Raw genomic sequence first — 22,220 nt, 5'->3', positions numbered from 1 at the left:
CAGGTCGCGGGCCCTCACCCATTCACCCGTTCGGCCTACCCGGCCGGGCGGTCGGGGGCGGCAACTGCGCACTCTGGACTAGGCGTTCACCACGAGCGTCCCTCCCCGGCCCGGCAGAGGAGGCCCTCCTTGTGCGCCTTTTCCCGCGCTTCGCTCCGCTGCTGGCCGCTCTCGCTCTCCCGCTCACGCCGGCGTACGGCGATGCCCCGCACCTCGCGCAAACGGCACCCCACGCGCGCGTGCCCGTCGACAGGCCCTTCGGGGCCGAGTGCCGCATCAGGGTCGAGGGCTCGTATGTGACCGCGTACTGCCATAACCCGTACCCGGAGATCGACCGGCTCGCCCTGCACATCGAGTGCGACCGATGGTGGGACATCGACAGCGACGGGACCCCGGTCGCGGTGGGGCCCACACAGACCGTGCGGCTCACCGGCCGGTGCTGGAAGGAGGTCCGCTCGGCGTGGGCCACGCACCAGAAGTGACGCGTCAGAGGTGACGCGTCAGTCTCCGGAGGCGCCAGGACCCCTCGGACGGCACAGGAACGGATAGCTCGCGGCCTCCGTTGCGGCCGCCCCCGCGTCGCCTGCGCGGATCGCGTCCAGCAGGCGCGTGTGGTCCATGTACGTCTCGGGCGTCAGCTCCTCGCCCACGTCCTCGCGCAGCCAGTCGCGCACGACCTCGCCGAGATCCGCGTACATCGCCGTCATGACGTCGTTGTGGGACGCGGCGACCACCGCCATGTGGAACGACGTGTCGGCGACGACGAAGGCCTCCGTGTCGCCCGACTCCCAGGCCTCCTCCCGGCGTACCAGGAGCGCGTGCAGCTGCTTCAGGTCGCGTTCCGTGCGGCGCTCGGCGGCCAGCTTCGCGGCGCTCGACTCCAGCGCGGAGCGCAGCTCGGCGACGTGCCGGGGATCGGCGTCCGCGAAGCGGCGGTGCATCACGCCCGCCAGCTCGCTGGTCGCCACGACGTACGTCCCCGATCCCTGGCGGATGTCGAGCAGACCGTTGTGCGCGAGTGCGCGCACCGCCTCGCGCACCGTGTTGCGGGCCACGCCCAGCTGCTCGACCAGCTCCGGCTCGGTGGGGATGCGGGAGCCGACGGGCCATTCGCCCGAGGCGATCTGGCCGCGCAGCGCGGCGATGACCTGCTCGGACAGCGCCGATCGTCGGGGATGGCTCAGGGGCATGGCATTCCTTCGCGCTGAACGAAGCTGATTCCGGGTGGACAACCAATCATCCCATGATTCTATGATGGGCAGCATGGCAAGCGAGGAAACCCGCACGGAAACCCGGACGACGACGTCCACATCCCAGCCCATGGCCCTACGCAGTTCCTCCGGAATCGCCGGCGAATCCCCGAAGGCCACCCCGCGCGCGTGGGGGACGCGCCTGGTGATCGTCGGCCTCGTCCTCACGGCTCTCAACCTGCGGCCCGCGATCACCAGCCTCGGTGCCCTCCTCGAAGAGGTGCGCGCGGGACTCGGCATGAGCGGCAGCGTCGCCGGACTTCTCACGTCCGTACCGACGCTCTGCTTCGCCGTCTTCGGCGTCATGGCACCGCGCCTCGCCCGCCGCTTCGGACCCGGCACCGTGGTGTGCGCCGGCATGGTGGCCATCACCGCGGGCCTGGCGATCCGGCCCTTCGCCGGCAACACGGCGGGCTTCCTCGCAGCGAGCGCCCTCGCACTCATGGGCATCGCGGTCAGCAACATCCTTATGCCGGTGATCGTCAAGCGCTGGTTCCCGGGCCGGGTCGGCTCCATGACCGGCCTGTACTCCATGGCCATGGCCCTCGGCACCGCCGCCCCGGCCGCCGTGACGGTGCCCATGACCGGGGCCCTGGGCGGCAGTTGGCAGTCGGGGCTCGCCGTCTGGGCAGGCCTTGCGGCCCTTGCCGTGGTCCCGTGGATGCTTCTCGTACGCGAACGGGGTGCCGCCCCGGTTCCAGGCGCGGCCTCGGCCTCCGACACGGCTTCGGCACCTGGCACGGACTCGGCTCCCGTGGCACGCCGGGAGCCGGACGCGCTGCGGATCACCCGGAGCCGTACCGCCTGGGCGCTCGCCGTCTTCTTCGGGCTCCAGGCCACCGCCGCGTACATCACGATGGGGTGGATGCCGCAGATCTTCCGTGACGCGGGCGTTCCGGCGGGCACGGCCGGACTGCTCCTCGCCGTCACGATGGTGATGGGCGTGCCGCTGTCGTTCGTCATCCCGCGGGTGGCCACGCGCCTGCCCCACCAGGGACCGATCGTGATCGCCCTCGGCCTGTGCGGCCTCACCGGATATGCGGGCCTCTACCTCGCCCCGGCGGAAGGCGCCTGGGCCTGGGCGCTGCTGCTCGGCATCGCCAACTGCGCTTTCCCGCTGGCCCTCACACTGATCGGCATGCGGACCCGGTCCAGCACCGGGGTCGCGAAGCTCTCGGCCTTCGCGCAGAGCACCGGTTACCTGATCTCGATCCCCGGCCCGCTCCTGGTGGGCGTGCTCTACCAGCACAGCGGCGGCTGGGGGCTGCCGCTCGGGCTCATGACGGCCCTGATGATCCCGCAGATCGTGGTGGGCTTCCTGGCCGGTCGCGACCGCACCGTCGAGGAGGAGACCGCGCGCCTGGCCCGGCGCTGACCGGCCCGCACCTGCGGGCGCCCCCACCGGCAGGGGCTGGACGAAGGGTGCGAGACTGGCCGTATGCCTGTGCTCGACCCGAACCCCAAGAACGGCCAGAAGAAGATGCTGCTCGTCTTCGGCGCCTTCTTCGCCATCTTCGTGATCATCGGCATCATCGCGTCGATCGCTTCGCCCTGATGCCGTTGCCTCACCCCGCCCCGGCCCCGTCAGCGGATGGTGGGGCTAGCACCACCATCCCCTAGGGGGTGAGTGTCAGGGTCAAGTGGGTGGATCACCGGATGGGTTGAGGGCTCTTCATTCCGTAGCTTCGAAGTGTGGCCGCGAGGACGCGGATCCACGGACCAGTCGAAGACCCACGGAGGCGGCATGTCGGCGCGTACGCAGACCCGGCCCAGCTCGGCGACCAGGGGCGGCGTCGAGGTTCGGCTGCCCTGGTGGGCCCTCGCCCTGCCCGCGCTCGCTTTCGTCGTGCTGCTGTTGCTGATACTCAACCCCGCGGATGCCCATGCGGCGAGCGGCGATCCCGCGGTCGGCGAGCTCATCGAGCGCATCCGGCAGACGGTGCTGCGGCAGGGCTCCTGAGCTGGAGGATCCGCCAGGTTGGGGCAGCGTGCCAACTCCCTGCGCCCCATGGCGTGTTTCATGCGAAGCTGGGTTCCATGAGCGTCGCAGAACCCCGCAAGATTGTCCTCTTCCGGCATGCGAAAGCCGACTGGCCACAGGTGTCCGACCATGAGCGACCGCTCGCTGAGCGGGGCCGCAAGGACGCCGCCGTCGCCGGACGCAAGCTGGCCGACACCGGCATCCCCTTCGGTCTGGCCCTCTGCTCCACCGCGACCCGCACCCGCGAGACATGGAAACTTGCCGTTCAGGAGTTCCCACAGCGGCCGAAAACGGTCTACGAGGAGCGGCTGTACGAGGCCTCGCCAGGCGAGCTCATCGCTGTGCTCAACGAAACCCCGGACGACGTGCGGAACGCACTCCTGATCGGTCACAACCCCGGAGTACAGGGCCTCGCCGACATCCTGGCCGGCCAGTCCGAGGGCGACGCCCGTGAGCGGATGAGCAGCCGCGACTTTCCCACCGCCGCGTTCGCCGTGCTCAGCTTCTCCGGCTCCTGGAAAACCCTGGAGCCCGGCCTGGGCACGCTGCTCGACTACTGGGCGCCGACCGAATAACCCGCCCTACGTGGACGGGCCCGGCACCGCGAAGACCGCCGGGCCCGTCTGTGTCCAGCGCGGGGAACTGCGCGAGCAGCCACAACGAACCCGCAGCCGCCAAACCGCAGAACCAGCCGAGCTCTCCGAACCGCACTCTTGGCGGAGCGCCCCGGCGGAGCGCTCAGTCCACGTGCATGTCCGCCGCCTCGACCTCTTCGCGGGTGACGCCGAGCAGGTACAGGACGGTGTCCAGGAAGGGGACGTTCACGGCGGTGTGCGCGGCCTCGCGGACGACCGGCTTGGCGTTGAAGGCGACGCCGAGACCGGCCGCGTTCAGCATGTCGAGGTCGTTCGCGCCGTCACCGATCGCCACGGTCTGAGCGAGGGGTACGCCCGCCTCGGCGGCGAACCGGCGCAGCAGCCTTGCCTTGCCCGCGCGGTCCACGATCTCGCCGGTGACCTTGCCCGTCAGCTTCCCGTCGACGATCTCCAGCGTGTTGGCCTGGGCGAAGTCGAGCCCGAGCCGCTCCTTGAGGTCGTCCGTCACCTGCGTGAACCCGCCTGAGACGACGCCCACTTGGTAGCCGAGCCGCTTGAGCGTACGGATCAGCGTGCGCGCCCCCGGCGTCAGCCGCACCTCGCTGCGCACCTTGTCCACCACGGAGCCGTCGAGCCCTGCGAGGAGTGCCACGCGCGCGTGCAGCGACTGCTCGAAGTCCAGCTCGCCCCGCATCGCCGCCGCCGTCACCTCGGCGACCTTGTCCTCGCAGCCGGCGTGGGCGGCGAAGAGCTCGATCACCTCGTCCTGGATCAGCGTCGAGTCGACGTCCATGACGACCAGGCGCTGGGCACGCCGGTGCAGTCCGGCCGCGACGACCGCGACATCGACACCAAGGGCCGCGGCCTCGGTCACCAGGGCCGTCCGCAGCTTCTCGGGCTCCGTACCGGACACGGCGAACTCGACTGCTGTCACGGGGTACTTGGCGAGCCTGAAGATACGGTCGATGTTGCCGCCCGTCGCCGTGATGCGGGCGGCTATCGCGGCCGTCGACTGTGCGGTGAGCGGGTGCCCGAGCACGGTGACGAGCGACCGGCCGTGGCCGCGCGGCCGGTTGTCGCCGTGACCGGAGATGATCTCGGCCTGGAGCTTCAAGGAGTCCGCCCAGCTGTGCACCGTGGCCCGCAGCTCGCCTTCGACGTCGGCCGGCGGCTGGGTCACGAGCGCGCACAGCACGATCCGGCCTCGGGTGACGACCTGCTCGATGTCGACCACGTCGACCGAGTAGCCGGCGAGGGTGTCGAAGAGCCCGGCCGTGATACCGGGGCGGTCCTTGCCGAAGATCTTGACGAGGAGGGTGGGGGCGTCGGAGGTCTGCGAAGCGCTCATGGTTTTCCCACAGTAACCGGCACCCACCGCCCACTGCTTCTACGGTCCGCCCAGCGGACGGGAAACACTGGGTGTCATCCAGGTGACCTCGTCACTCCCGAGCCATGACGCCCACGAGGCCCGCCGGCCAACGTATGCCGAAGCCCTCCCCTCACGGCCGTCCGCGAGGCCGCCTGGGCGGAGGCGGCGGCTCCTCCGGTGGCGGAGGCGGCCCGTCCTGGGACGGCCCGCGCTCGGAGGGCGGCTTCGGGGCGGGCGGTGGGGTGTAGGGGCCCGCGACCGTGGGGGCGCCGTACACATCGGGTCGGCGCCCGTTCCCGGGGGGCTGTGCGCCAGGAGGTCGGGCAGGGGAGGACCGAGCACCAGGAGGCGGGGCATCCGGCGACCGCGCACCGGGATGCCGCCGCCCGTCCTCGGGGTCCCGCAAGCCGTCCGGGAGATGCAGATACGGGTTGGTGTCGGGGTTCGCCGGGCGGTAAGAGGGGGCGGGACTGTAGGGACCCGGCTGTTCGGGGACCTCCTCGTACGGCGGTGCGCCCGACTCACCCGACTCGACCGGCCCGGGCGGCCCGGCCAGCTCTGTCGGTCCGTCCGCGTCCCCCCGCGCCAGCGCTGCCGCGCGCCGCCCTGCAGCCCCGCTGGCGCAGGCGAGCAGGGCCCCCGCCGCCCCCGCACCCGCGCCCCACGAGGCGCCGAGCAGCAGCGCCATGCCCAGCTGCCCGTGCAATTCGATGCCGGCGTCGAACGCGTCGACACCGAGAACAGACAGCGAGGCGTCCACGGACACCTCCGTCAGCCAGGCCAGCAGCGGCAGCGCGAGCGCCGTCACGATCGCCAGCCGCAGCGCACAGCGCCCCGCGAAACCGAGGGCGGCCCCCCGCTCACGTACGAACGGCGTACGCACCGCGGTCAGCACGCCCGCGTACAGCATCATCAACGCGGTCGCGACCCCCAACAGCCAGACCCGGCCGTCCAGTTCGGCCAGCCGTCCGAGAGTGACGGGCTGGTCGGAGGACAAGCTCAGCAGCTCGTCCAGCGGGGCGGGCAGGAACTGGACGAGCCCGCCCGAGGCCGAGCCGTCCCACGGTACGAAGAGCCCGATCGGGACGCCCAGCCACACACCGTTGGGCGCTCCGAGCAGGGCGGCGCCCGCGATCCGTTTCGGATGGTCGTCGCCGATCGCCGCGTACGCCGCCGCCGCGAACCCCGCGAGAACCGCCACCAGAAGCACCGTGACCAGCGCGGACGCGGCCGGCCGTACCAGCCGGTGCATGGCCTCCCAGCCGCGCGGCAGCGGCGTACGGCGCGAGGCCAGCAGCGCGATCAGCAGAACGCCGAGCACCCACACCGCACCACCGAGCAGTGTCGGCACGGTGTCGACGGTGAAGCCGACCTTCGCGTTGGCGTCCGCGAGGTCTCCGAGCCGGTCGGGGAGCAGCCCCCCGATGTCACCGAGCCCGGGCACCTCGACGTCGTCCGGCAGCCCGCCACCCGGCAGTTGGTCGAGCCCGAGCGAGCCGCCGTCAATCGTGATCACGTCGTGACCGGCCCAGGCGAGCCCGCCCAGCGTCGCCACGAAGAGCACCACCACAGCGCCCGCACGCGCCGCGAGTTCACCGGGTGAGATCACAACTCCCGCTCCGCGCAAGGAGCGCAGGAAGAACCAGGCCAGCAGAAGCGCACCCACAAGGCTCACTCCGAGTGGCGTGATCTGTAGGGCGGTCTCCGCCTCGGCGCCCTCGAGGCCGAAGGCCGACACATCGCCGGACGGCGTCACCGAACCACCCGCCCCGAGCGCCACCACAGCCGCGGTCATCGTCCCGAGCGAGCCCGACGCGTCCGCCTCCAGCAGATGCAGCCCCAACGCGGCCACGCCCGCCATCCCGATCAACGCCCAGCTCACAGCGGCGATCGCGGACAACAGCACATCGCCCACCGGCAGTCGCCTGCCGTCCCTCGCGGTCTCGTAGCTCACGTCAGCCCCCCGACTCCGCGCCGCGATGTCTCCACCGTGGATGTCCCCCTCGCGTGGGATTACCACTCTCCGGGTCGGTTTGAACACAGTCAACGCAAACGGACAAGCCGCCCGTACACGGTCATCACAAGGCCCGACTTTCGGTCAGAGGGGTCGTCCTGAAATAGTTCCCCCCGATGTTCGACATCCCTAGACTCCCTGTGATGGGGGTAACTCGGGGGACAACTCACGTGGGGCATGGAGTGCCGGAACTCGTACTGGAATTGAATGGACGGACCTGGACGCTCGATGCGTCCAGGCCATACGCCCTCGGACGCGATCCGCAGGGGGACATCGTGCTCGACGACGCCAGGGTGTCCTGGCGTCATGCCACGATCAGCTTCAACGGCCGCAGTTGGGTCATAGAGGACCACGGCAGCACCAACGGCACCTTTGTGCAGGGCCAGCGGATCCACCATATGGAGATCGGTCCGGGTTCGTCCGTGCACCTCGGCAACGCGAACGACGGCCCGCGTGTGAACGTCTCGGGCGCCGGCGCGTCCTCGGCAGCACCGCAGGCGCAGCCCCAGCAGCAGCCGTACGCCGCTCAGGGCGCGGGAGCGGCCGGCTGGGCGGCCCAGCAGGCGCCGCCGCAGCAGCAGTCCCCGCAGCAGGGCTGGCAGCAGTCGCCGCAAGTCCCGCAACAGGGCCCGTCGGAGTCGTACGCACAGAAGGTTCCCGGTGGTGGCGCGGGGGCGCCGCCGGTCTACGGCGACCGCAGCCCCACCACCTTCCACCAGCTGGCCCTCGGCCGTGTGATGCGCATCGGCCGTGCGCTGGAGAACGAGCTGGTCGTCTCCGACCTGCAAGTCTCCCGCCACCACGCCGAGTTCCACGCGACGCCCGACGGCCGCTATGAGATCCGCGACCTCGGCTCGCACAACGGCACGTACGTCAACGGCATGCCGATCGCCAAGGGCGGCTCCGCGCTGCTCGGCCCGAACGACATCGTCGGTGTCGGCCACTCGACGTTCCGCCTCGTCGGCGACCGCCTCGAGGAGTTCGTCGACACCGGTGAAATCTCCTTCTCCGCCCGCCATCTGACGGTGACGGTCGACGGCGGCAAGCAGATCCTCAAGGACGTCTCCTTCGGCGTACCGGAGAAGTCGCTCATCGCGGTCATCGGCCCGTCCGGCTCCGGCAAGTCGACGCTCCTGAAGGCACTCACGGGCTACCGCCCCGCCAACCAGGGCGACGTCCTCTACGACAACCGGAATCTCTACAAGCAGTTCGCCGAGCTGCGCCAGCGCATCGGTCTGGTCCCGCAGGACGACATCCTGCACAAGGAGCTGACCGTCAAGAAGGCGCTCAAGTACGCGGCCAAGCTGCGCTTCCCCGCGGACACCACGGGCGCCGAGCGCGAGGCCCGTATCGACGAGGTGCTGCGCGAGCTCAAGCTGGACATCCACAAGGAGAAGAAGGTCACCTCGCTCTCCGGTGGCCAGCGCAAGCGCGTCTCGGTGGCCCTGGAGCTGCTCACCAAGCCGTCGCTGATCTTCCTGGACGAGCCGACCTCCGGTCTCGACCCGGGCATGGACCGCGACGTCATGCAGCTGCTGCGCGGCCTCGCCGACGACGGCCGTACGGTCCTGGTCGTCACGCACTCCGTGGCCGAACTGGCGATCTGCGACAAGCTTCTGGTCATGGCGCCCGGCGGTTCGGTGGCTTACTTCGGCCCGCCCGAGGAAGCCCTGAACTTCTTCGGCTACGACACTTGGGCCGATGTCTTCTCCGCCTTCGAGAACTACCGCGACTACGACTGGGCGGGCCGCTGGAAGGGCTCGCAGCACTACCAGATGTACGCCGCGGACATCGACGCCGTCGCCGCGCAGTCGACGCAGATGCCGCCCGCCCAGTCGATGCGTCCACCGAAGCCCCAGGGCTGGGGCTCGCAGTTGTTCACCCTGATCCGCCGCTATGTGTCGGTGATCGCGTCCGACAAGGGCTTCCTGGCGCTGACGGTGATCCTGCCGGCGGTGCTCGGCGCGGTGAGCCTGCTCATCGACCCGGACAAGACCCTGCTGGTCAACGAGAACCCGAAGACCGGCAGAATCATCCCGAACGGCACGGCCACCACAGTCCTGTTGATCCTCGCGGTCGGCGCGTGCTTCGCGGGCGCCGCCAACTCCGTCCGCGAGCTGATCAAGGAACGGGTCATCTACGAGCGGGAGCGGGCGACCGGCCTGTCGCGCTCCGCGTATCTGATGTCCAAGGTGATCGTCCTCGGTGTGATCACGGTGCTGCAGGGCGCCATGGTCGGCGCGATCGGCTTCTCCAGCCGGACGATCCCCGACGAGGCCCTGATCTTCGGCACCGGCAAGCTCGCCGTGATGCTCGAGCTCTCCATTCCGATCATGGCGCTGGGCTTCTCCTCGATGATGTTCGGCCTGGTCATCTCCTCGCTGGTGAAGACCTCCGAGAAAACGATGCCGCTGTTGGTGATGTTCGCGATCGTCCAGGTCGTGTTCACCGGCTGCCTGTTCATCCTGCACGGCACGCTCGGCGTCAACGAGTTCTCGTATCTGATGCCTTCGCGCTGGGCTGTCGCCGCAGCCGGTACCACGCTGGACTTCAACAGGATCAGCCCGAACACCGACGACCCGGGCAACACGGACCCGCTGTGGGAGCACACGGCCTCGGCCTGGGGCATGGACATGGCCGCGCTGATCGCCCTCGGCGTCATCTGCGGCTTCTTCGTGGCCCGCTTCCTGCGCCGCCACGAGCCCGAGGTCATGCGTAAGTAAGGGACCCGGTGCAGTAACCGGCTCCTGTGCACGAACGAGGCGCGGCACCCCGTAGGGGATGCCGCGCCTCGCCGTCTGTACTGAGACCAGAGGTCCGCGCGGGACTCAGTACGCGCCGTTGACGTTGTCCATGGAGCCGTAGCGGTCGGCCGCGTAGTTGCAGGCGGCGGTGATGTTGGCGACCGGGTCGTAGATGTTCCAGGACGTGCCCGCGACGTGGTACGCCTGGAAGGTCGGCGGGATCACCTGCAGCAGGCCCTTGGACGGGACACCGTTGATGGCGTTGATGTCCCAGTTGTTGATGGCCTTCGGGTCGCCCGAGGACTCACGCAGGATGTTGCGCTTGATGCCGTCGTACGAGCCCGGGATGCCGTTCTTCTTCATGACGTCGAGCGACTCGCGGATCCAGCCGTCGAGGTTGTTCGGGTAGGTCTTCGCGGCCACCGGCTTGGCCTGGGCGCGCTGGGCGGACCGGCTCGCGGCCTCCTTCGCCTTGCGCGCCTGCTCGGCCTTCTGCTTGGCGGCTTCCGCGGCGGCCTTCGCCCTGGCGTCCGCAGCCGCCTTCTTCGCGGCGGCCTCGGCGTCGGCCTTCTTCTTGTCGGCGGCGGCCTTGGCCTGCGTGAGGGCGTCGTTCAGCTGCTTCTCGACGCCGCCCTTCACCTCCTCGACCTGCCGGGAGCTGAAGGCCACCGAGGAGGCGGAGACGGACTCGGTGGTACTCGCCTCGGAGCCGCCGCCCGGTACGAGGGAGAGCGCGACGGCCGCGGCACCGAGACCGGCGACACCGGCGATCCCGAGCTGATGCTTCTTGGCCAGCTTCTGCCTGGTGGTGTTCAGCTTCTGCCCGGTGTGGGTCAGCTTCGTCCTGGTCTGCTGGGTGAGCTCGGTCAGCTTGGCGAGGGCGGGGCGATGGCCGGAACCGTCGGTGTACTTGGGCATGACTGAAGGACCTCTTCGAATAGCGCGGAGGTCGCTCTCGGGCCGGAGGGGACATTGCTGGTTCCGGCACAACGCCGCGGGCGAAAACCCGCGGCGTCGAGCGACGGCAGCCATTCTTAGCGGTCGCAAAATCCTGTGGCAAAGGTGTGACGTACGACCCTGGGTAGTGGACCCCTAAAGGGCAAAACGGGGCAGACTGGAACGTCTTCCCCGCTCGTATGGGGTGTTTGTACCTCCTAGCGGCCTTCGTACGTGACGTGCGTCCTATGCGAGGGCTCACATCTGGCGCGTAGCAGTCTCACCGGCAGTTGCTGGCGCAATGCTCTGTGTGAGGGTTCTCGGACCTCTGCCGACCCACAGACATCTCGGACGGCAGGACGAGATGCATGTCGCCGAACTCGTGCCACAGGTAGCGGCCGCGCAAGGCCTCGTCATAGCTGTGCCGGATCGCCGCCGGTCCCGCGATCGCCTCCAGCATCAGCAGATGCGAGGCCTCCGGTTCGTGCAGCCCGGTGAGGAGCCCGTCGACCACCCGCACGCCACGCTCCGGCGTCACAACGACATCGGTCCAGCCCTCCGCTGCCCGCACCACCCCGTCGGGGCCGACCGCGGACTCCACCGCCCGCACGGCCGTCGTACCGACCGCGATCACCCTGCCGTCTCCTGCCCTGGCCGCGTTGAGCAGCCGAGCCGACGCCTCGGGCACCGCGAACCGCTCCGGATACGGCGGCTCGTGCGCCTCCGCCGACGCGACTCCGGTGTGCAGCGTGATCGGGGCGAACTGCACGCCCCGGCTCACCAGCTCCGCCACCAGACGCGGAGTGAAGGGCCGGGCGGCACTCGGCATCTCCGCGCTGCCCGAACCGTCCGCGGACGGCAGCGCGAACACGGTCTGGTACACCGACAAGGGCTGGTCCCGCTCCGTGTAGGAGTACCGAATGGGCCGCCCGTGCCGCCGCAGTAACCCCGGGACGTCCGGTTCCGACACTCGCGCCCACCACAGCCGGGGGCTCCGCGTGGTGAGGGGCTCCTCCAGGACGAGTCGTACGTCACCTGGGAGGCGCACCTCCGTACCCGCGGGTCCTCCCGCACGCGCGCGCGTGGAGCCCGTTCCGTCGGGATCCCGCAGCTCAACGGCCCACCGTCCGTCCTCGCCCCGTGTGGAGAAATGCACCACCACGCGCGCGTGCCCGAGCCGGCCGTCCACCGCCGCCGCCAGCGTCGACGACGTGTTCACGACCAGCAGATCCCCGGCCCGCAACAGCCCCGGCAACTCCACGAACGCGTGATGCGACACCTCCTCCGCCCCACGCGAGACGAGCAACCGCACCCCGTCCCGGTCGAGCCCGAGGCCTCGCTGCTCGACCGGGAGCCGGGCCAGCAACTCGTCCGGAACCTCTACAACGGTCGTCATCGCGCCCCCACCATCGAGGGCGCCGCATAGCGGCCGCTGGCCGGTCGCTCGTCGAGCAGCCGCAGAAACCCCGGGATGACACTCGCGGGCGCCGGCCGAGGGTCCTCGTCGTCCGGAACGGCTGCCGCGTACAGATCCGTGTTCAGGTCCCCCGGATCGACCGCCCAGACCCGCAGCCCGGGCTCCTCCTCGGCGAGCACCGCCGAGACATGGTCGAGGGCCGCCTTCGACGCCCCGTAGCCGCCCCAGGTCTCGTACGCCTCGGCCGCCGCGTCCGAGCTGATGTCGATGACCGTCCCCGCCGCCGAGGCCCGCAGTGGCGGCAGCGCCTCCTGGATGAGGCCGAGCGCCGCGACCACGTTGACCTCCAGCGCCTGCCTCAGGCCGTCCAGCGCCAGGTTCTCCAGGCGTACGAGGGGTTCGGCGCCGAGCGCGCTCGCGTTGTTCACCAGCAGATCGACACCACCGAGCCGCTGTGCCGCCGCCACCAGCGCGGTACGGTGCGCCGCATCCGTGACGTCCCCGGGCAGCGCCTCCACCCGTGTCCCGTGCTTGCCGAGCGCCGCGGCCGTCTCCTGGAGCACCTCCGGCGTCCTGGCGTCGAGCACCAGATCCCAGCCGCGCTCCGCCAGGGCTTCGGCGAGCGCCCGCCCCAGCCCCTTCGAAGCCCCCGTGATGATCGCTACCGGCATGCCAACCGTCCCCTCGTCCCGCAGGACCGCCATTCCCGGCGGCTGCCTTCAACGTAGAAACGGGACCGCCCCCGCCGCCTCGGACGCGAGCCGCAATGATCCGGGGCCCTTTGCCCTAGGCCCACCGCCCTAGTCAGGGGCCGCCACAGGTCCGATACGGGCTGTCAGACCCGGCGGGTACGTTGAGGTCATGAGTCAAGGACCCCGGTCGGGCCTGGCCGCGGTGAGTTCCGCGCTGCTGGCCATGAGCAGGCATCTGGAGGTGCGCGACGTCCTCAAGACGATCGTCGCCTCGGCCCGCGAGCTGCTCGACGCCGAGTACGCGGCGCTCGGCGTTCCCGACGACCACGGCGGCTTCGCCCAGTTCGTGGTGGACGGCGTGAGCGATGCCCAGTGGAAGGCCATCGGCCCGCTGCCGCGCCAGCACGGCATCCTGGCATCGATGCTCCACGAGGCCAGGCCCGAGCGCCTTGCCGACGTACGCAAGGACCCCCGCTTCGAGGGCTGGCCGAGCGCCCACCCCGAGCTCGCCGACTTCCTGGGCCTGCCCATCCGAGACGGCGACGAGGTCATCGGCATCCTCTTCCTCGCCAACAAGCGGTGTCCGAAGCCGGAGGGCGGCTGCGGCTTCACCGAGGAGGACGAGGAACTCCTGGCGATCCTCGCCCAGCACGCCGCGATCGCGCTCACGAACGCCCGCCTGTACGAGCGCAGCCGCGAGCTCACCATCGCCGAGGAGCGCTCCCGCCTCGCGCACGAACTGCACGACGCCGTCAGCCAGAAGCTGTTCTCCCTGCGCCTGACCGCCCAGGCCGCGGCCACCCTCGTCGACCGCGACCCCGGCCGTGCCAAGGGCGAACTCCAGCAGGTGGCCGCGCTCGCCGCGGAAGCCGCAGACGAACTGCGCGCCGCCGTCATCGAGTTGCGCCCCGCGGCCCTCGACGAAGACGGCCTGGTGGCCACGCTGCGCACCCAGATCCAGGTCCTCGACCGCGCCCACGCCGCACGCGTGACCTTCACCGGCCGAGGCGTACGCGCCCTGCCCTCGGCCCAGGAGGAGGCGATACTGCGCGTCGCCCAGGAGGCCCTGCACAACGCGCTGCGGCACTCAGGAGCGGCCCACGTCGACGTCACTCTCGGCAAGTGCGGCCCGGGAGTGGCCCTGCGGGTCACCGACGACGGCAGCGGCTTCGATCCCCAGGCGATACGGCGCGCGGGACGCCACCTGGGCTTGGTGTCCATGCGCGATAGGGCGAGCGGAGTCGGCGGCCGGCTGACCGTGGAATCGGCGCCCGGAAAAGGCACCACGATCGAGATGGAGGTCCCCGGTGGCTGACGCAATCAAGGTGCTGCTCGTCGACGACCACCAAGTGGTCCGCCGCGGACTGCGCACCTTTCTGGAGATACAGGACGACATCGAGGTCGTGGGAGAGGCGTCCGACGGCACCGAAGGGGTGGATCAAGCTGAGGAGTTGAAGCCCGACGTCGTCCTCATGGACGTCAAGATGCCGGGTATGGACGGCGTCGCGGCCCTGCGCAGGCTGCGCGAACTCGACAACCCCGCGCGCGTGCTCATCGTCACCAGCTTCACCGAGCAGCGCACAGTCGTCCCGGCCCTGCGCGCCGGCGCCGCCGGATACGTCTACAAGGACGTGGACCCCGACGCCCTGGCCGGAGCCATCCGCTCCGTCCACGCGGGACACATACTTCTGCAACCCGAGGTGGCCGACGCGCTGCTGTCCCAGGAGGACTCCAACCTCGGTCAGGGGAGAGGCGGTTCACTCACCGAGCGGGAGCGGGAGGTGCTCGGCCTGATCGCCGACGGCCGCTCCAACCGTGAGATAGCCCGCGCCCTCGTCCTCTCCGAGAAGACGGTCAAGACGCACGTCTCGAACATCCTGATGAAGCTCGACCTCGCCGACCGCACGCAGGCCGCCCTGTGGGCCGTACGCCATGGGGTGACCGGCTGATTCCCGCTCCGGCACGCTTACTTGACGATTCCCTGACGACAATATGGAGGGTTCCGTTCCGGGCTGAGATTCATACCGTCGTGGGAATGTCCCCCAAATGGCGCATCCTCCGGGGATCCGACGCGTTCTCCAGTGCGTGCTGCGGCGCCTGCCGCAGTGACCACAAGGGAGGGCTTGAGAAAAGTGAAGAACCTGAAGAAGGCCGCAGCCGTCACGATGATGGCCGGTGGCCTGGTTGCCGCCGGTGCCGGCTTCGCGTCCGCCACCGATGCGCACGCCTCCGGCCAGGCCGTGGGCTCGCCGGGCATCGCCTCGGGCAACCTCGTCCAGGCCCCGGTCGACGTCGACGTGAACGCGGTCGGCAACACCGCGAACGTCGTCGGCATCCTGAACCCGGCGTTCGCCAACGACGGCTTCAACGGCTGACACACTCCCGGGTCAGCAGTGACCACCGGCCTCCCAGGCACCCCCTGGGGGGCCGGTCCGCACACTTTTTCGTCACCCCCCGCACTGCTTGCCGCGTGGGCGCAACCAGCGCCCTCTAGGGGCGCGGGGAACTGCGCGACAAGCCACGATGGACCTGCAGTTTCGAACCGCACTTCAGCCCCTCAGGGGCGCGGGGAACTGCGCGACAAGCCACAACGAACCCGCACCTTCAAACCGCACCCCCAGCGGAGCGCTACCGCCCTCGTTCCTCCACGAACGCGTTGTACGCCGCCACCTGCGCCCGCCGAGCCGTCCGCTCGACCGGCCGCAGCGCCTCGGAGCGCGCAGTCATCTCCGAGGCGCTCACCGCTCCGCCATGGCCGTTCTCATACGCCACCGAGATGAGCAACCCCACACGCTGCGCCAGCTCCAACACCCGTACCGCACGCGGCGGATAGCCAGGAGCCAGCACTTCGCCACCGCGCTCGGCCCGCGCCCGGTACGCGTCGATCGCCGCCTCCGCGACAGGACCCGAAGCGGCCACATCGAGCCGCGACAGCATGTCCGTGGCCTCGCGCAGCGCCTCCGCGAGCTCCCGCTCGGCCTCGCCGAGGGACGGTACATCGGCGGGCGGCGCCTCCCGCACCGCCAGACAGTGCCAGACGACCTCCACATGTATGTCGCCTTCAGCGCCGGCCTCGAACACCTCGGGCACCAGCCCCAGCGCGGCACCGTGACAGACGACCGCCTCCTCCGCGTCCAACGCCCGCGCGTTGAATTCCGGCGGCCCACTCAGCCCTAGCGGATGCCCCGGCGCGGGCAGCGCGACCCGAAGCCCGGTCACACCGAGCCCGCGCAGCCGCCCCAGCGCGAGCGTGAGCCCGATGGGCCCCGTCTCGCCGGGCAGCCCCTCGACCCGGTGCAGGGCGTCCTCACCGACGACGGCGAGGACCGCGTCGTCCGGCGAAACAAACCCGGCCAACAGGGCATTTCCCCATGCGGCCAGCCGTCCTGAGCGTGGTTCCGAGAGCATGCCCCCACCCTAAGGACCGGCCGATGGAAAGGTGCGGGGGACCGGTGGCGTAGGTTTTCCCTGGGGGCTGCGTCCACAGACGTAAGCGACGGCCGAGACTGCAATGGGAGACAGCGCGCTCATGAGCGATGTTCTGGAGCTGGAGGACGTATCCGTGGTCCGGGAGGGCCGGGCTCTGGTGGACCAGGTCTCCTGGTCGGTCAAAGAGGGAGAGCGCTGGGTCATCCTCGGTCCGAATGGTGCCGGAAAAACGACCCTTCTGAACATCGCGTCCAGCTATCTCTTCCCCAGCAGCGGCACCGCGACCATCCTCGGCGACACCCTCGGCAAGGTCGACGTCTTCGAGCTGCGCCCCCGCATCGGCATGGCCGGCATCGCCATGGCGGAGAAGCTCCCCAAGCGCCAGACGGTCCTGCAGACCGTGCTGACCGCTGCGTACGGGATGACCGCCGGCTGGCACGAGGACTACGAGGACATCGACGAGCAGCGCGCCCGCGCCTTCCTCGACCGCCTCGGCATGAGTGACTACCTGGACCGCAAGTTCGGCACGCTCTCCGAGGGCGAACGCAAGCGCACCATGATCGCCCGCGCCCTGATGACCGACCCCGAACTGCTGCTCCTCGACGAGCCCGCCGCGGGCCTCGACCTCGGGGGCCGCGAGGACCTCGTGCGCCGTCTCGGCCGTCTCGCCCGCGACCCGATCGCCCCCTCGATGATCATGGTCACGCACCATGTCGAGGAGATCGCGCCGGGCTTCACGCACGTCCTGATGATCCGTCAGGGCAAGGTGCTCGCCGCGGGCCCGCTGGAGCTCGAACTCACCTCCCGCAACCTGTCCTTGTGCTTCGGCCTCCCGCTCGTCGTCGAGCAGGTCGGCGACCGCTGGACGGCGCAGGGCCTGCCCCTGTCCTGACGGGCTCGAACGCCTGTGCCAAGTTGATCGGCGCCCTGTCGGCGAGCCGACCTGCGGTCCTACCATGACCATGTGGACGACATCGACGCATGGGTGTGGTGGTTGATCGGCGCGGCCGGGCTCGGAATCCCGCTCGTCGTGACCGCGATGCCGGAGTTCGGAATGTTCGCCGTCGGCGCTGTGGCGGGCGCCCTGACCGCGGGGCTCGGGGGCGGTGTGGTTCTCCAGGTCCTGGTCTTCGTCGCGGTCTCGGTCGCGCTCCTCGCCGTCGTACGCCCCATCGCGGCCCGACAGCGCGCCCAGATGCCCCAACTGGCCACGGGCATAGACGCGTTGAAGGGCAAACAGGCAGTCGTCCTGGAGCGGGTCGACGGCTCCGGAGGGCGGGTCAAGCTCGCCGGGGAAGTCTGGTCCGCGCGTGCCCTCGACACCGGCCGGACCTACGAAGCCGGCCAGGAGGTCGATGTCGTGGACATCGAAGGTGCCACGGCGATCGTCATGTGACGTCACGCGGAGTCGCATGGCCGGAACGCTGCACGTGGAGAGTTGTGGTCTGACACACTCGTCCAGCAAGATCTTCAACAATCACAAGATCTTCCGGAACGCCGAGGCGGAGAAGGGTACGGGGAGCCACGATGGAACCGATCATCATCGTCCTGATCATTCTGGTGGTGTTGGTCTTCATCGCGCTGATCAAAACCATCCAAGTCATCCCACAGGCCAGCGCCGCAATCGTCGAGCGCTTCGGCCGCTACACGCGCACTCTCAACGCGGGCCTGAACATCGTCGTCCCGTTCATCGACTCGATCCGCAACCGCATCGACCTCCGCGAGCAGGTCGTGCCCTTCCCGCCGCAACCGGTGATCACCCAGGACAACCTGGTCGTCAACATCGACACGGTCATCTACTACCAGGTCACCGACGCCCGCGCGGCCACGTACGAAGTCGCCAGCTACATCCAGGCCATCGAGCAGCTCACCGTCACAACCCTCCGGAACATCATCGGCGGCATGGACCTGGAGCGGACTCTGACCTCCCGCGAGGAGATCAACGCGGCGCTGCGCGGGGTCCTCGACGAGGCCACCGGCAAATGGGGCATCCGCGTCAACCGCGTTGAGCTCAAGGCCATCGAGCCGCCCACCTCCATCCAGGACTCGATGGAGAAGCAGATGCGCGCCGACCGTGACAAGCGCGCCGCGATCCTCACCGCCGAAGGTATCCGCCAGTCGCAGATCCTCACCGCCGAAGGTGAGAAGCAGTCCGCGATCCTGCGCGCCGAAGGTGAGGCCAGGGCCGCCGCACTGCGCGCCGAGGGCGAGGCCCAGGCGATCCGTACGGTCTTCGAGTCCATCCACGCCGGCGACGCGGACCAGAAGCTCCTCGCCTACCAGTACCTCCAGATGCTCCCCAAGATCGCCGAAGGCGACGCCAACAAGCTGTGGATCGTCCCCAGCGAAATCGGCGATGCCCTCAAGGGACTGAGCGGCGCGATGGGCAACTTCGGTCCGATGGGCGGCAACTCGGGCGGCGGAGGCACAGAGCGACTCGAAAAGCCAACGGTCACCGACTGACGTCGTACGAAGTCGTACGCATGTGAAGGGGCCCACCTCCCTCGGGAGGCGGGCCCCAGTCACGTACGGCCTACGCTGCCGGCTGAGCCAGCCACTCCGGCAGCGCGTCGAACTCGTCCCGGCCCAGCGCCAGCAGCATCGCATCCGCCGGCGTCGGCTCGAACGGCTCCCGCAGCAGCGGCATACCCGCCTGCTCCGGAGTCCGGTTCGCCTTGCGGTGGTTGTCCTCCGCACACGAGGCCACGGTGTTCAGCCAGGAGTCCGTGCCACCCTGCGCCCGCGGCACCACATGGTCCACGGTCGTCGCCCGCCTGCCGCAGTACGCGCACTTGTGCCGGTCGCGGACCAGAACACCGCGCCTCGACCAAGGAGCTTGTCTTCGAAAGGGCACCCTCACATAGCGGCACAGCCTGATCACCCGGGGCGCGGGTATGTCGACCACGGCTCCGCGCATACGCAGTTCGGGGTGGGCCTGCTCGACGACAGCCTTGTCCTGCAGCACCAGAACGACGGCTCGATTCAACGTCACCGTCGACAGCGGCTCGAAGCTAGCGTTCAGCACCAGCGTGTCCCGCATCCAGCCCACCTCCTATGCGCACCGGCCCACCCCCTGGCGGGCTTGGATCAACTCTGGCCGGGCACGCCGAGATGGACAACGCAATAAAAAATGCCCGCCTCTGATCAATTCCAAGACCAGAGGCGGGCAAACGTTCCGTGAACGCTCAGCTCTCCGCGGGCGCCGCGTACTCGGCGATGAGCTGCGCCCGCGCCAGCGTATGGAAACGCAAGTTGAAGCCCACGAAAGCCGGGGTTGCGTCCGCGTCAGGACCGAGCTTCTCCTGATCCACCGCGTACACGGTGAAGACGTAACGGTGCGCCGGGTCGCCGGGCGGCGGCGCGGCACCGCCGAAGTCCTTCGTCCCGTAGTCGTTACGCGCCTGCACCGCGCCTTCCGGCAACCCCTCGAACTTGCCGCTGCCCGCACCCACCGGCAGCTCGGTGACCGAGGCCGGGATGTCGAACACGACCCAGTGCCAGAACCCGCTCCCCGTAGGGGCGTCGGGGTCGAAGCACGTCACGGCGAAGCTCTTGGTCTCCGGCGGGAAGCCCTCCCAGCGCAGATGCGGCGAGGTGTTCCCGGCCGCATAGACCTGAGCGTCCTTCAGCACAGCGCCCGGCTCGACATCCTCGCTCGTCACCGGGAACGACGGCACGGTCGGATGGAAGTCATGGGGAAGCGGCGGCCTCTTGGACTCGGTCACCTCGGCACCTCCTGATCGGTTCTGCTCGATGGAGTCTTTCGATCCCGAGCCTAGAACCAGTTCCGGCGGCTACCGACCTCGGACAGCCACTGGTTGAGGTACGCCGCCCAGTCGGTCCCCTGGAAGTCGTTCAGCCCCACCTTGAACGACCGGAACGTGTCGCTGCTCTCACTGAACAGACCCGGCTTCTTGTCCATCTCCAGGACGACGTCCATCTCGCGCTGATCGGCGACGAAGCTCAACTCGACCTGGTTGAGCCCGCGGTACTGCTGCGGCGGGAAGAACTCGATCTCCTGGTAGAACGGCAGCTTCTGCCGCGTACCCCGGATGTGCCCACGCTCCATGTCCGCGCTCTTGAACCGGAAGCCCAGCTGAATGAAGGCGTTCAGAATCGCCTGCTGCGCCGGCAGCGGATGCACACTGATCGGGTCCAGGTCACCGGAGTCCACGGCACGCGCGATCTCGAGCTCCGTGGTCACACCGATGTTCATACCGCGCAGCGGCTGACCGTCAATGGTCGTGATCGGCGTCTCCCACGGGATCTCCAGCCCGAACGGCACCGCGTGCACCGCATTCGCCTGCAGCTCGAAGGCACCGCCGAGCCGCATCTTCGTGAACTCCATGTTCTGCTGGAACTCCTGGTCGTTCTGCCCCTCCACCTCGACCCGGGCCTGAAGCCCAACGGAGAGCCCCTCGATCTCCTGCTTCACGGACCCGCCCTGGATCCGAACCTCGCCCTGAACGACGCCGCCGGGAACGACATTCACCTCGGTCAGTTCCGTCTCGACCGAAGCCCCACCGGCCCCAAGGCTCGCAAGCAGCCGCTTGAACCCCATGTCTTTTCCTCCTCAGGCAACGCCTGTCTCTGTCCGGTTCCTTGATCCCTACACACGCGATCCGGACGTGTCCGGTTCCGCGCCGTTTCACCCCTGGCAAGCCCCACCCTGGCAAGACAGCAGTTCCCTGGCCACCCCGCTCAGCGTCACACGTTTCCACTACGCTCGTACGCCATGATCGCGGCCCCCGACCGTACGCCCCTGCCCCGGGAGTTCTTCGACCGCCCCGTCCTGGGCGTTGCCCCCGACCTCCTGGGACGCATCCTCGTGCGCACCACCCCGGACGGACCGATCGCGCTCCGCCTTACGGAGGTGGAGGCCTACGACGGCCCGAACGACCCCGGCTCCCACGCGTATCGGGGCCGCACCGCCCGCAATGACGTGATGTTCGGTCCGCCCGGCCATGTGTACGTCTACTTCACCTATGGCATGTGGCACTGCATGAACCTGGTGTGCGGTCCGGAGGGCAGGGCAAGCGCAGTTCTGCTCCGCGCCGGAGAGATCACCGAGGGTGTAGAACTTGCCCGCAAACGTCGACTTTCGGCCCGATACGACAAGGAACTGGCCAAAGGCCCCGCCCGCCTGGCCACGGCTCTGGGCGTCGACAGAGCCCTGGACGGCACGGACGCCTGCGCCCCCGAGGGCTCCCCGTTGACGCTTCTCACCGGCATACCCGTACGCCCCGACCAGGTGCGCAACGGTCCACGCACCGGCGTGGCCGGCGACGGAGGCGTCCACCCCTGGCGCTTCTGGATCGCCGACGATCCGACGGTGAGCCCTTACCGGGCCCATACGCCCCGTCGTCGCCGAACTTGACGCGCCTGTGGGAGATCCGTAACGTAGCCCGAGCCGCTTGAACCGGGTACGGCGTTCAGCCAGCAGCCGGAAGCGGCCAACCCACTACCTACGACTTCCTCTCAGCGAGGGTGAGTTCGGCACGTCCGCGTGCCGTAATTCGAACTCGCGGGACTCGATTATGAGTTGCCGGGGAGGATCCGTTAACGTGGTGAATGTCGAAAGGCCGCGAGGGAGACCTTGGAGCCTAATGGCAAATCCCCTCCGACGGGGAATCGGATCCGAAATGATCTGGTAACGTTGGAAACACCGAAGGGAAGCGCCCGGAGGAAAGCTACGAGATCTGGGATCTCGGGTGAGTACAAAGGAAGCGTCCGTTCCTTGAGAACTCAACAGCGTGCCAAAAATCAACGCCAGATATGTTGATACCCCGTCT

General features: G+C 69.2%; 23 protein-coding genes. 13 read left to right on the top strand and 10 right to left on the bottom strand.

The genetic code is table 11. The features are described 5' to 3' along the window. The first annotated feature begins 131 nt into the window (after positions 1 to 131). Positions 132 to 482, top strand: coding sequence for a hypothetical protein (locus tag ABD357_RS24445; protein ID WP_344392904.1), 351 nt, complete (start codon positions 132 to 134; stop codon positions 480 to 482). Positions 483 to 500: 18 nt separating this feature from the next. On the opposite strand, the gene ABD357_RS24440 is transcribed toward ABD357_RS24445, so the two are convergent. Continuing rightward, the gene (locus ABD357_RS24440; RefSeq protein ID WP_344392903.1) at positions 501 to 1,190 is read right to left on the bottom strand and encodes a FadR/GntR family transcriptional regulator; all 690 of its coding nucleotides are present in this window, start codon (positions 1,188 to 1,190) and stop codon (positions 501 to 503) included. Between the two features lie 61 nt (positions 1,191 to 1,251). Here ABD357_RS24440 and ABD357_RS24435 point away from each other — a divergent pair, with 61 nt between their 5' ends. From ABD357_RS24435 to ABD357_RS24420, 4 genes are all read left to right on the top strand, one after another. Next, entirely contained in the window at positions 1,252 to 2,625 is a 1,374-nt protein-coding gene (locus ABD357_RS24435) for a CynX/NimT family MFS transporter (RefSeq protein ID WP_344392902.1), read from the top strand. Positions 2,626 to 2,688: 63 nt separating this feature from the next. Then, on the top strand, positions 2,689 to 2,805 hold the full coding sequence (locus ABD357_RS24430) for an SGM_5486 family transporter-associated protein (RefSeq protein WP_344392901.1): 117 nt from the start codon (positions 2,689 to 2,691) through the stop codon (positions 2,803 to 2,805). 189 nt (positions 2,806 to 2,994) lie between these two features. Beyond that, positions 2,995 to 3,210: a hypothetical protein gene (locus tag ABD357_RS24425; RefSeq protein WP_344392900.1), complete on the top strand. Its 216-nt coding sequence runs from the start codon at positions 2,995 to 2,997 to the stop codon at positions 3,208 to 3,210. A gap of 77 nt (positions 3,211 to 3,287) precedes the next feature. Then, complete coding sequence (locus ABD357_RS24420) at positions 3,288 to 3,806, top strand: SixA phosphatase family protein (protein ID WP_344392899.1); 519 nt, start codon at positions 3,288 to 3,290, stop codon at positions 3,804 to 3,806. Positions 3,807 to 3,969: 163 nt separating this feature from the next. Here ABD357_RS24420 and serB read toward each other — a convergent pair whose 3' ends face one another. Both serB and ABD357_RS24410 read right to left on the bottom strand, forming a co-directional pair. Beyond that, positions 3,970 to 5,175, bottom strand: coding sequence for a phosphoserine phosphatase SerB (gene serB, locus ABD357_RS24415; protein ID WP_344392898.1), 1,206 nt, complete (start codon positions 5,173 to 5,175; stop codon positions 3,970 to 3,972). Between the two features lie 151 nt (positions 5,176 to 5,326). After that, on the bottom strand, positions 5,327 to 7,150 hold the full coding sequence (locus tag ABD357_RS24410) for a streptophobe family protein (RefSeq protein WP_344392896.1): 1,824 nt from the start codon (positions 7,148 to 7,150) through the stop codon (positions 5,327 to 5,329). Between the two features lie 230 nt (positions 7,151 to 7,380). On the opposite strand from ABD357_RS24410, the gene ABD357_RS24405 reads away from it, so the two are divergent. Continuing rightward, positions 7,381 to 9,933: an ABC transporter ATP-binding protein/permease gene (locus ABD357_RS24405; protein ID WP_425584981.1), complete on the top strand. Its 2,553-nt coding sequence runs from the start codon at positions 7,381 to 7,383 to the stop codon at positions 9,931 to 9,933. Between the two features lie 105 nt (positions 9,934 to 10,038). Here ABD357_RS24405 and ABD357_RS24400 read toward each other — a convergent pair whose 3' ends face one another. The 3 genes from ABD357_RS24400 to ABD357_RS24390 all read right to left on the bottom strand — a co-directional run bounded on the left by ABD357_RS24400 (position 10,039) and on the right by ABD357_RS24390 (position 12,978). Next, on the bottom strand, positions 10,039 to 10,872 hold the full coding sequence (locus ABD357_RS24400) for a transglycosylase SLT domain-containing protein (protein ID WP_344392895.1): 834 nt from the start codon (positions 10,870 to 10,872) through the stop codon (positions 10,039 to 10,041). A 298-nt stretch (positions 10,873 to 11,170) separates the two neighbouring features. Next, on the bottom strand, positions 11,171 to 12,286 hold the full coding sequence (locus ABD357_RS24395) for an S-adenosylmethionine:tRNA ribosyltransferase-isomerase (protein WP_344392893.1): 1,116 nt from the start codon (positions 12,284 to 12,286) through the stop codon (positions 11,171 to 11,173). Beyond that, entirely contained in the window at positions 12,283 to 12,978 is a 696-nt protein-coding gene (locus ABD357_RS24390; RefSeq protein ID WP_344392891.1) for an SDR family NAD(P)-dependent oxidoreductase, read from the bottom strand. Before ABD357_RS24390 ends, ABD357_RS24395 begins: the two co-directional genes overlap by 4 nt. A gap of 190 nt (positions 12,979 to 13,168) precedes the next feature. Here ABD357_RS24390 and ABD357_RS24385 point away from each other — a divergent pair, with 190 nt between their 5' ends. From ABD357_RS24385 to ABD357_RS24375, 3 genes are all read left to right on the top strand, one after another. Further along, positions 13,169 to 14,314: a GAF domain-containing sensor histidine kinase gene (locus ABD357_RS24385; RefSeq protein ID WP_344392890.1), complete on the top strand. Its 1,146-nt coding sequence runs from the start codon at positions 13,169 to 13,171 to the stop codon at positions 14,312 to 14,314. Then, entirely contained in the window at positions 14,307 to 14,948 is a 642-nt protein-coding gene (locus ABD357_RS24380; RefSeq protein WP_344392889.1) for a response regulator, read from the top strand. Before ABD357_RS24385 ends, ABD357_RS24380 begins: the two co-directional genes overlap by 8 nt. A 183-nt stretch (positions 14,949 to 15,131) precedes the next feature. Then, positions 15,132 to 15,374, top strand: coding sequence for a chaplin (locus ABD357_RS24375; RefSeq protein ID WP_344392887.1), 243 nt, complete (start codon positions 15,132 to 15,134; stop codon positions 15,372 to 15,374). A gap of 253 nt (positions 15,375 to 15,627) precedes the next feature. On the opposite strand, the gene ABD357_RS24370 is transcribed toward ABD357_RS24375, so the two are convergent. Next, the gene (locus ABD357_RS24370) at positions 15,628 to 16,407 is read right to left on the bottom strand and encodes a hypothetical protein (protein ID WP_344392885.1); all 780 of its coding nucleotides are present in this window, start codon (positions 16,405 to 16,407) and stop codon (positions 15,628 to 15,630) included. A 121-nt stretch (positions 16,408 to 16,528) separates the two neighbouring features. Between ABD357_RS24370 and ABD357_RS24365 the strand changes: the two genes are divergently transcribed. From ABD357_RS24365 to ABD357_RS24355, 3 genes are all read left to right on the top strand, one after another. Continuing rightward, positions 16,529 to 17,320, top strand: coding sequence for an ABC transporter ATP-binding protein (locus tag ABD357_RS24365; protein WP_033318092.1), 792 nt, complete (start codon positions 16,529 to 16,531; stop codon positions 17,318 to 17,320). 72 nt (positions 17,321 to 17,392) lie between these two features. Next, a complete protein-coding gene (locus ABD357_RS24360; RefSeq protein ID WP_344392882.1) occupies positions 17,393 to 17,824 on the top strand; it encodes an NfeD family protein in 432 nt (143 codons plus the stop codon). A 131-nt stretch (positions 17,825 to 17,955) separates the two neighbouring features. Beyond that, positions 17,956 to 18,891 (top strand): SPFH domain-containing protein, encoded by a 936-nt coding sequence (locus ABD357_RS24355; protein ID WP_344392881.1) that lies wholly within the window; start codon positions 17,956 to 17,958, stop codon positions 18,889 to 18,891. A 70-nt stretch (positions 18,892 to 18,961) separates the two neighbouring features. Here ABD357_RS24355 and ABD357_RS24350 read toward each other — a convergent pair whose 3' ends face one another. The 3 genes from ABD357_RS24350 to ABD357_RS24340 all read right to left on the bottom strand — a co-directional run bounded on the left by ABD357_RS24350 (position 18,962) and on the right by ABD357_RS24340 (position 20,989). Beyond that, the gene (locus tag ABD357_RS24350; protein WP_344392879.1) at positions 18,962 to 19,468 is read right to left on the bottom strand and encodes an HNH endonuclease; all 507 of its coding nucleotides are present in this window, start codon (positions 19,466 to 19,468) and stop codon (positions 18,962 to 18,964) included. Between the two features lie 145 nt (positions 19,469 to 19,613). After that, on the bottom strand, positions 19,614 to 20,153 hold the full coding sequence (locus ABD357_RS24345) for a YbhB/YbcL family Raf kinase inhibitor-like protein (protein WP_344392878.1): 540 nt from the start codon (positions 20,151 to 20,153) through the stop codon (positions 19,614 to 19,616). A 50-nt stretch (positions 20,154 to 20,203) separates the two neighbouring features. Then, positions 20,204 to 20,989: a sporulation protein gene (locus ABD357_RS24340; protein WP_344392877.1), complete on the bottom strand. Its 786-nt coding sequence runs from the start codon at positions 20,987 to 20,989 to the stop codon at positions 20,204 to 20,206. 174 nt (positions 20,990 to 21,163) lie between these two features. Between ABD357_RS24340 and ABD357_RS24335 the strand changes: the two genes are divergently transcribed. Further along, positions 21,164 to 21,805: a DNA-3-methyladenine glycosylase gene (locus ABD357_RS24335; RefSeq protein ID WP_344392875.1), complete on the top strand. Its 642-nt coding sequence runs from the start codon at positions 21,164 to 21,166 to the stop codon at positions 21,803 to 21,805. The last annotated feature ends 415 nt before the right edge of the window (positions 21,806 to 22,220 follow it).

Origin of the sequence: Streptomyces vastus, from assembly GCF_039532825.1 — a bacterium.
Taxonomy (GTDB): Bacteria; Actinomycetota; Actinomycetes; order Streptomycetales; family Streptomycetaceae; genus Streptomyces; species Streptomyces vastus.
This window is presented reverse-complemented; position numbering and strand designations above follow the sequence as displayed.

What these genes read in the sequence shown, in the direction of transcription:
- ABD357_RS24340 (WP_344392877.1), bottom strand. Translation starts at nt 20,989, where the DNA reads ATGGGGTTCAAGCGGCTGCTTGCGAGCCTTGGGGCCGGTGGGGCTTCG.
- ABD357_RS24370 (WP_344392885.1), bottom strand. Translation starts at nt 16,407, where the DNA reads ATGCTCTCGGAACCACGCTCAGGACGGCTGGCCGCATGGGGAAATGCC.
- ABD357_RS24395 (WP_344392893.1), bottom strand. Translation starts at nt 12,286, where the DNA reads ATGACGACCGTTGTAGAGGTTCCGGACGAGTTGCTGGCCCGGCTCCCG.
- ABD357_RS24350 (WP_344392879.1), bottom strand. Translation starts at nt 19,468, where the DNA reads ATGCGGGACACGCTGGTGCTGAACGCTAGCTTCGAGCCGCTGTCGACG.
- ABD357_RS24440 (WP_344392903.1), bottom strand. Translation starts at nt 1,190, where the DNA reads ATGCCCCTGAGCCATCCCCGACGATCGGCGCTGTCCGAGCAGGTCATC.
- ABD357_RS24430 (WP_344392901.1), top strand. Translation starts at nt 2,689, where the DNA reads ATGCCTGTGCTCGACCCGAACCCCAAGAACGGCCAGAAGAAGATGCTG.
- serB (WP_344392898.1), bottom strand. Translation starts at nt 5,175, where the DNA reads ATGAGCGCTTCGCAGACCTCCGACGCCCCCACCCTCCTCGTCAAGATC.
- ABD357_RS24435 (WP_344392902.1), top strand. Translation starts at nt 1,252, where the DNA reads ATGATGGGCAGCATGGCAAGCGAGGAAACCCGCACGGAAACCCGGACG.
- ABD357_RS24355 (WP_344392881.1), top strand. Translation starts at nt 17,956, where the DNA reads ATGGAACCGATCATCATCGTCCTGATCATTCTGGTGGTGTTGGTCTTC.
- ABD357_RS24390 (WP_344392891.1), bottom strand. Translation starts at nt 12,978, where the DNA reads ATGCCGGTAGCGATCATCACGGGGGCTTCGAAGGGGCTGGGGCGGGCG.
- ABD357_RS24365 (WP_033318092.1), top strand. Translation starts at nt 16,529, where the DNA reads ATGAGCGATGTTCTGGAGCTGGAGGACGTATCCGTGGTCCGGGAGGGC.
- ABD357_RS24400 (WP_344392895.1), bottom strand. Translation starts at nt 10,872, where the DNA reads ATGCCCAAGTACACCGACGGTTCCGGCCATCGCCCCGCCCTCGCCAAG.
- ABD357_RS24335 (WP_344392875.1), top strand. Translation starts at nt 21,164, where the DNA reads ATGATCGCGGCCCCCGACCGTACGCCCCTGCCCCGGGAGTTCTTCGAC.
- ABD357_RS24425 (WP_344392900.1), top strand. Translation starts at nt 2,995, where the DNA reads ATGTCGGCGCGTACGCAGACCCGGCCCAGCTCGGCGACCAGGGGCGGC.
- ABD357_RS24385 (WP_344392890.1), top strand. Translation starts at nt 13,169, where the DNA reads ATGAGTCAAGGACCCCGGTCGGGCCTGGCCGCGGTGAGTTCCGCGCTG.
- ABD357_RS24420 (WP_344392899.1), top strand. Translation starts at nt 3,288, where the DNA reads ATGAGCGTCGCAGAACCCCGCAAGATTGTCCTCTTCCGGCATGCGAAA.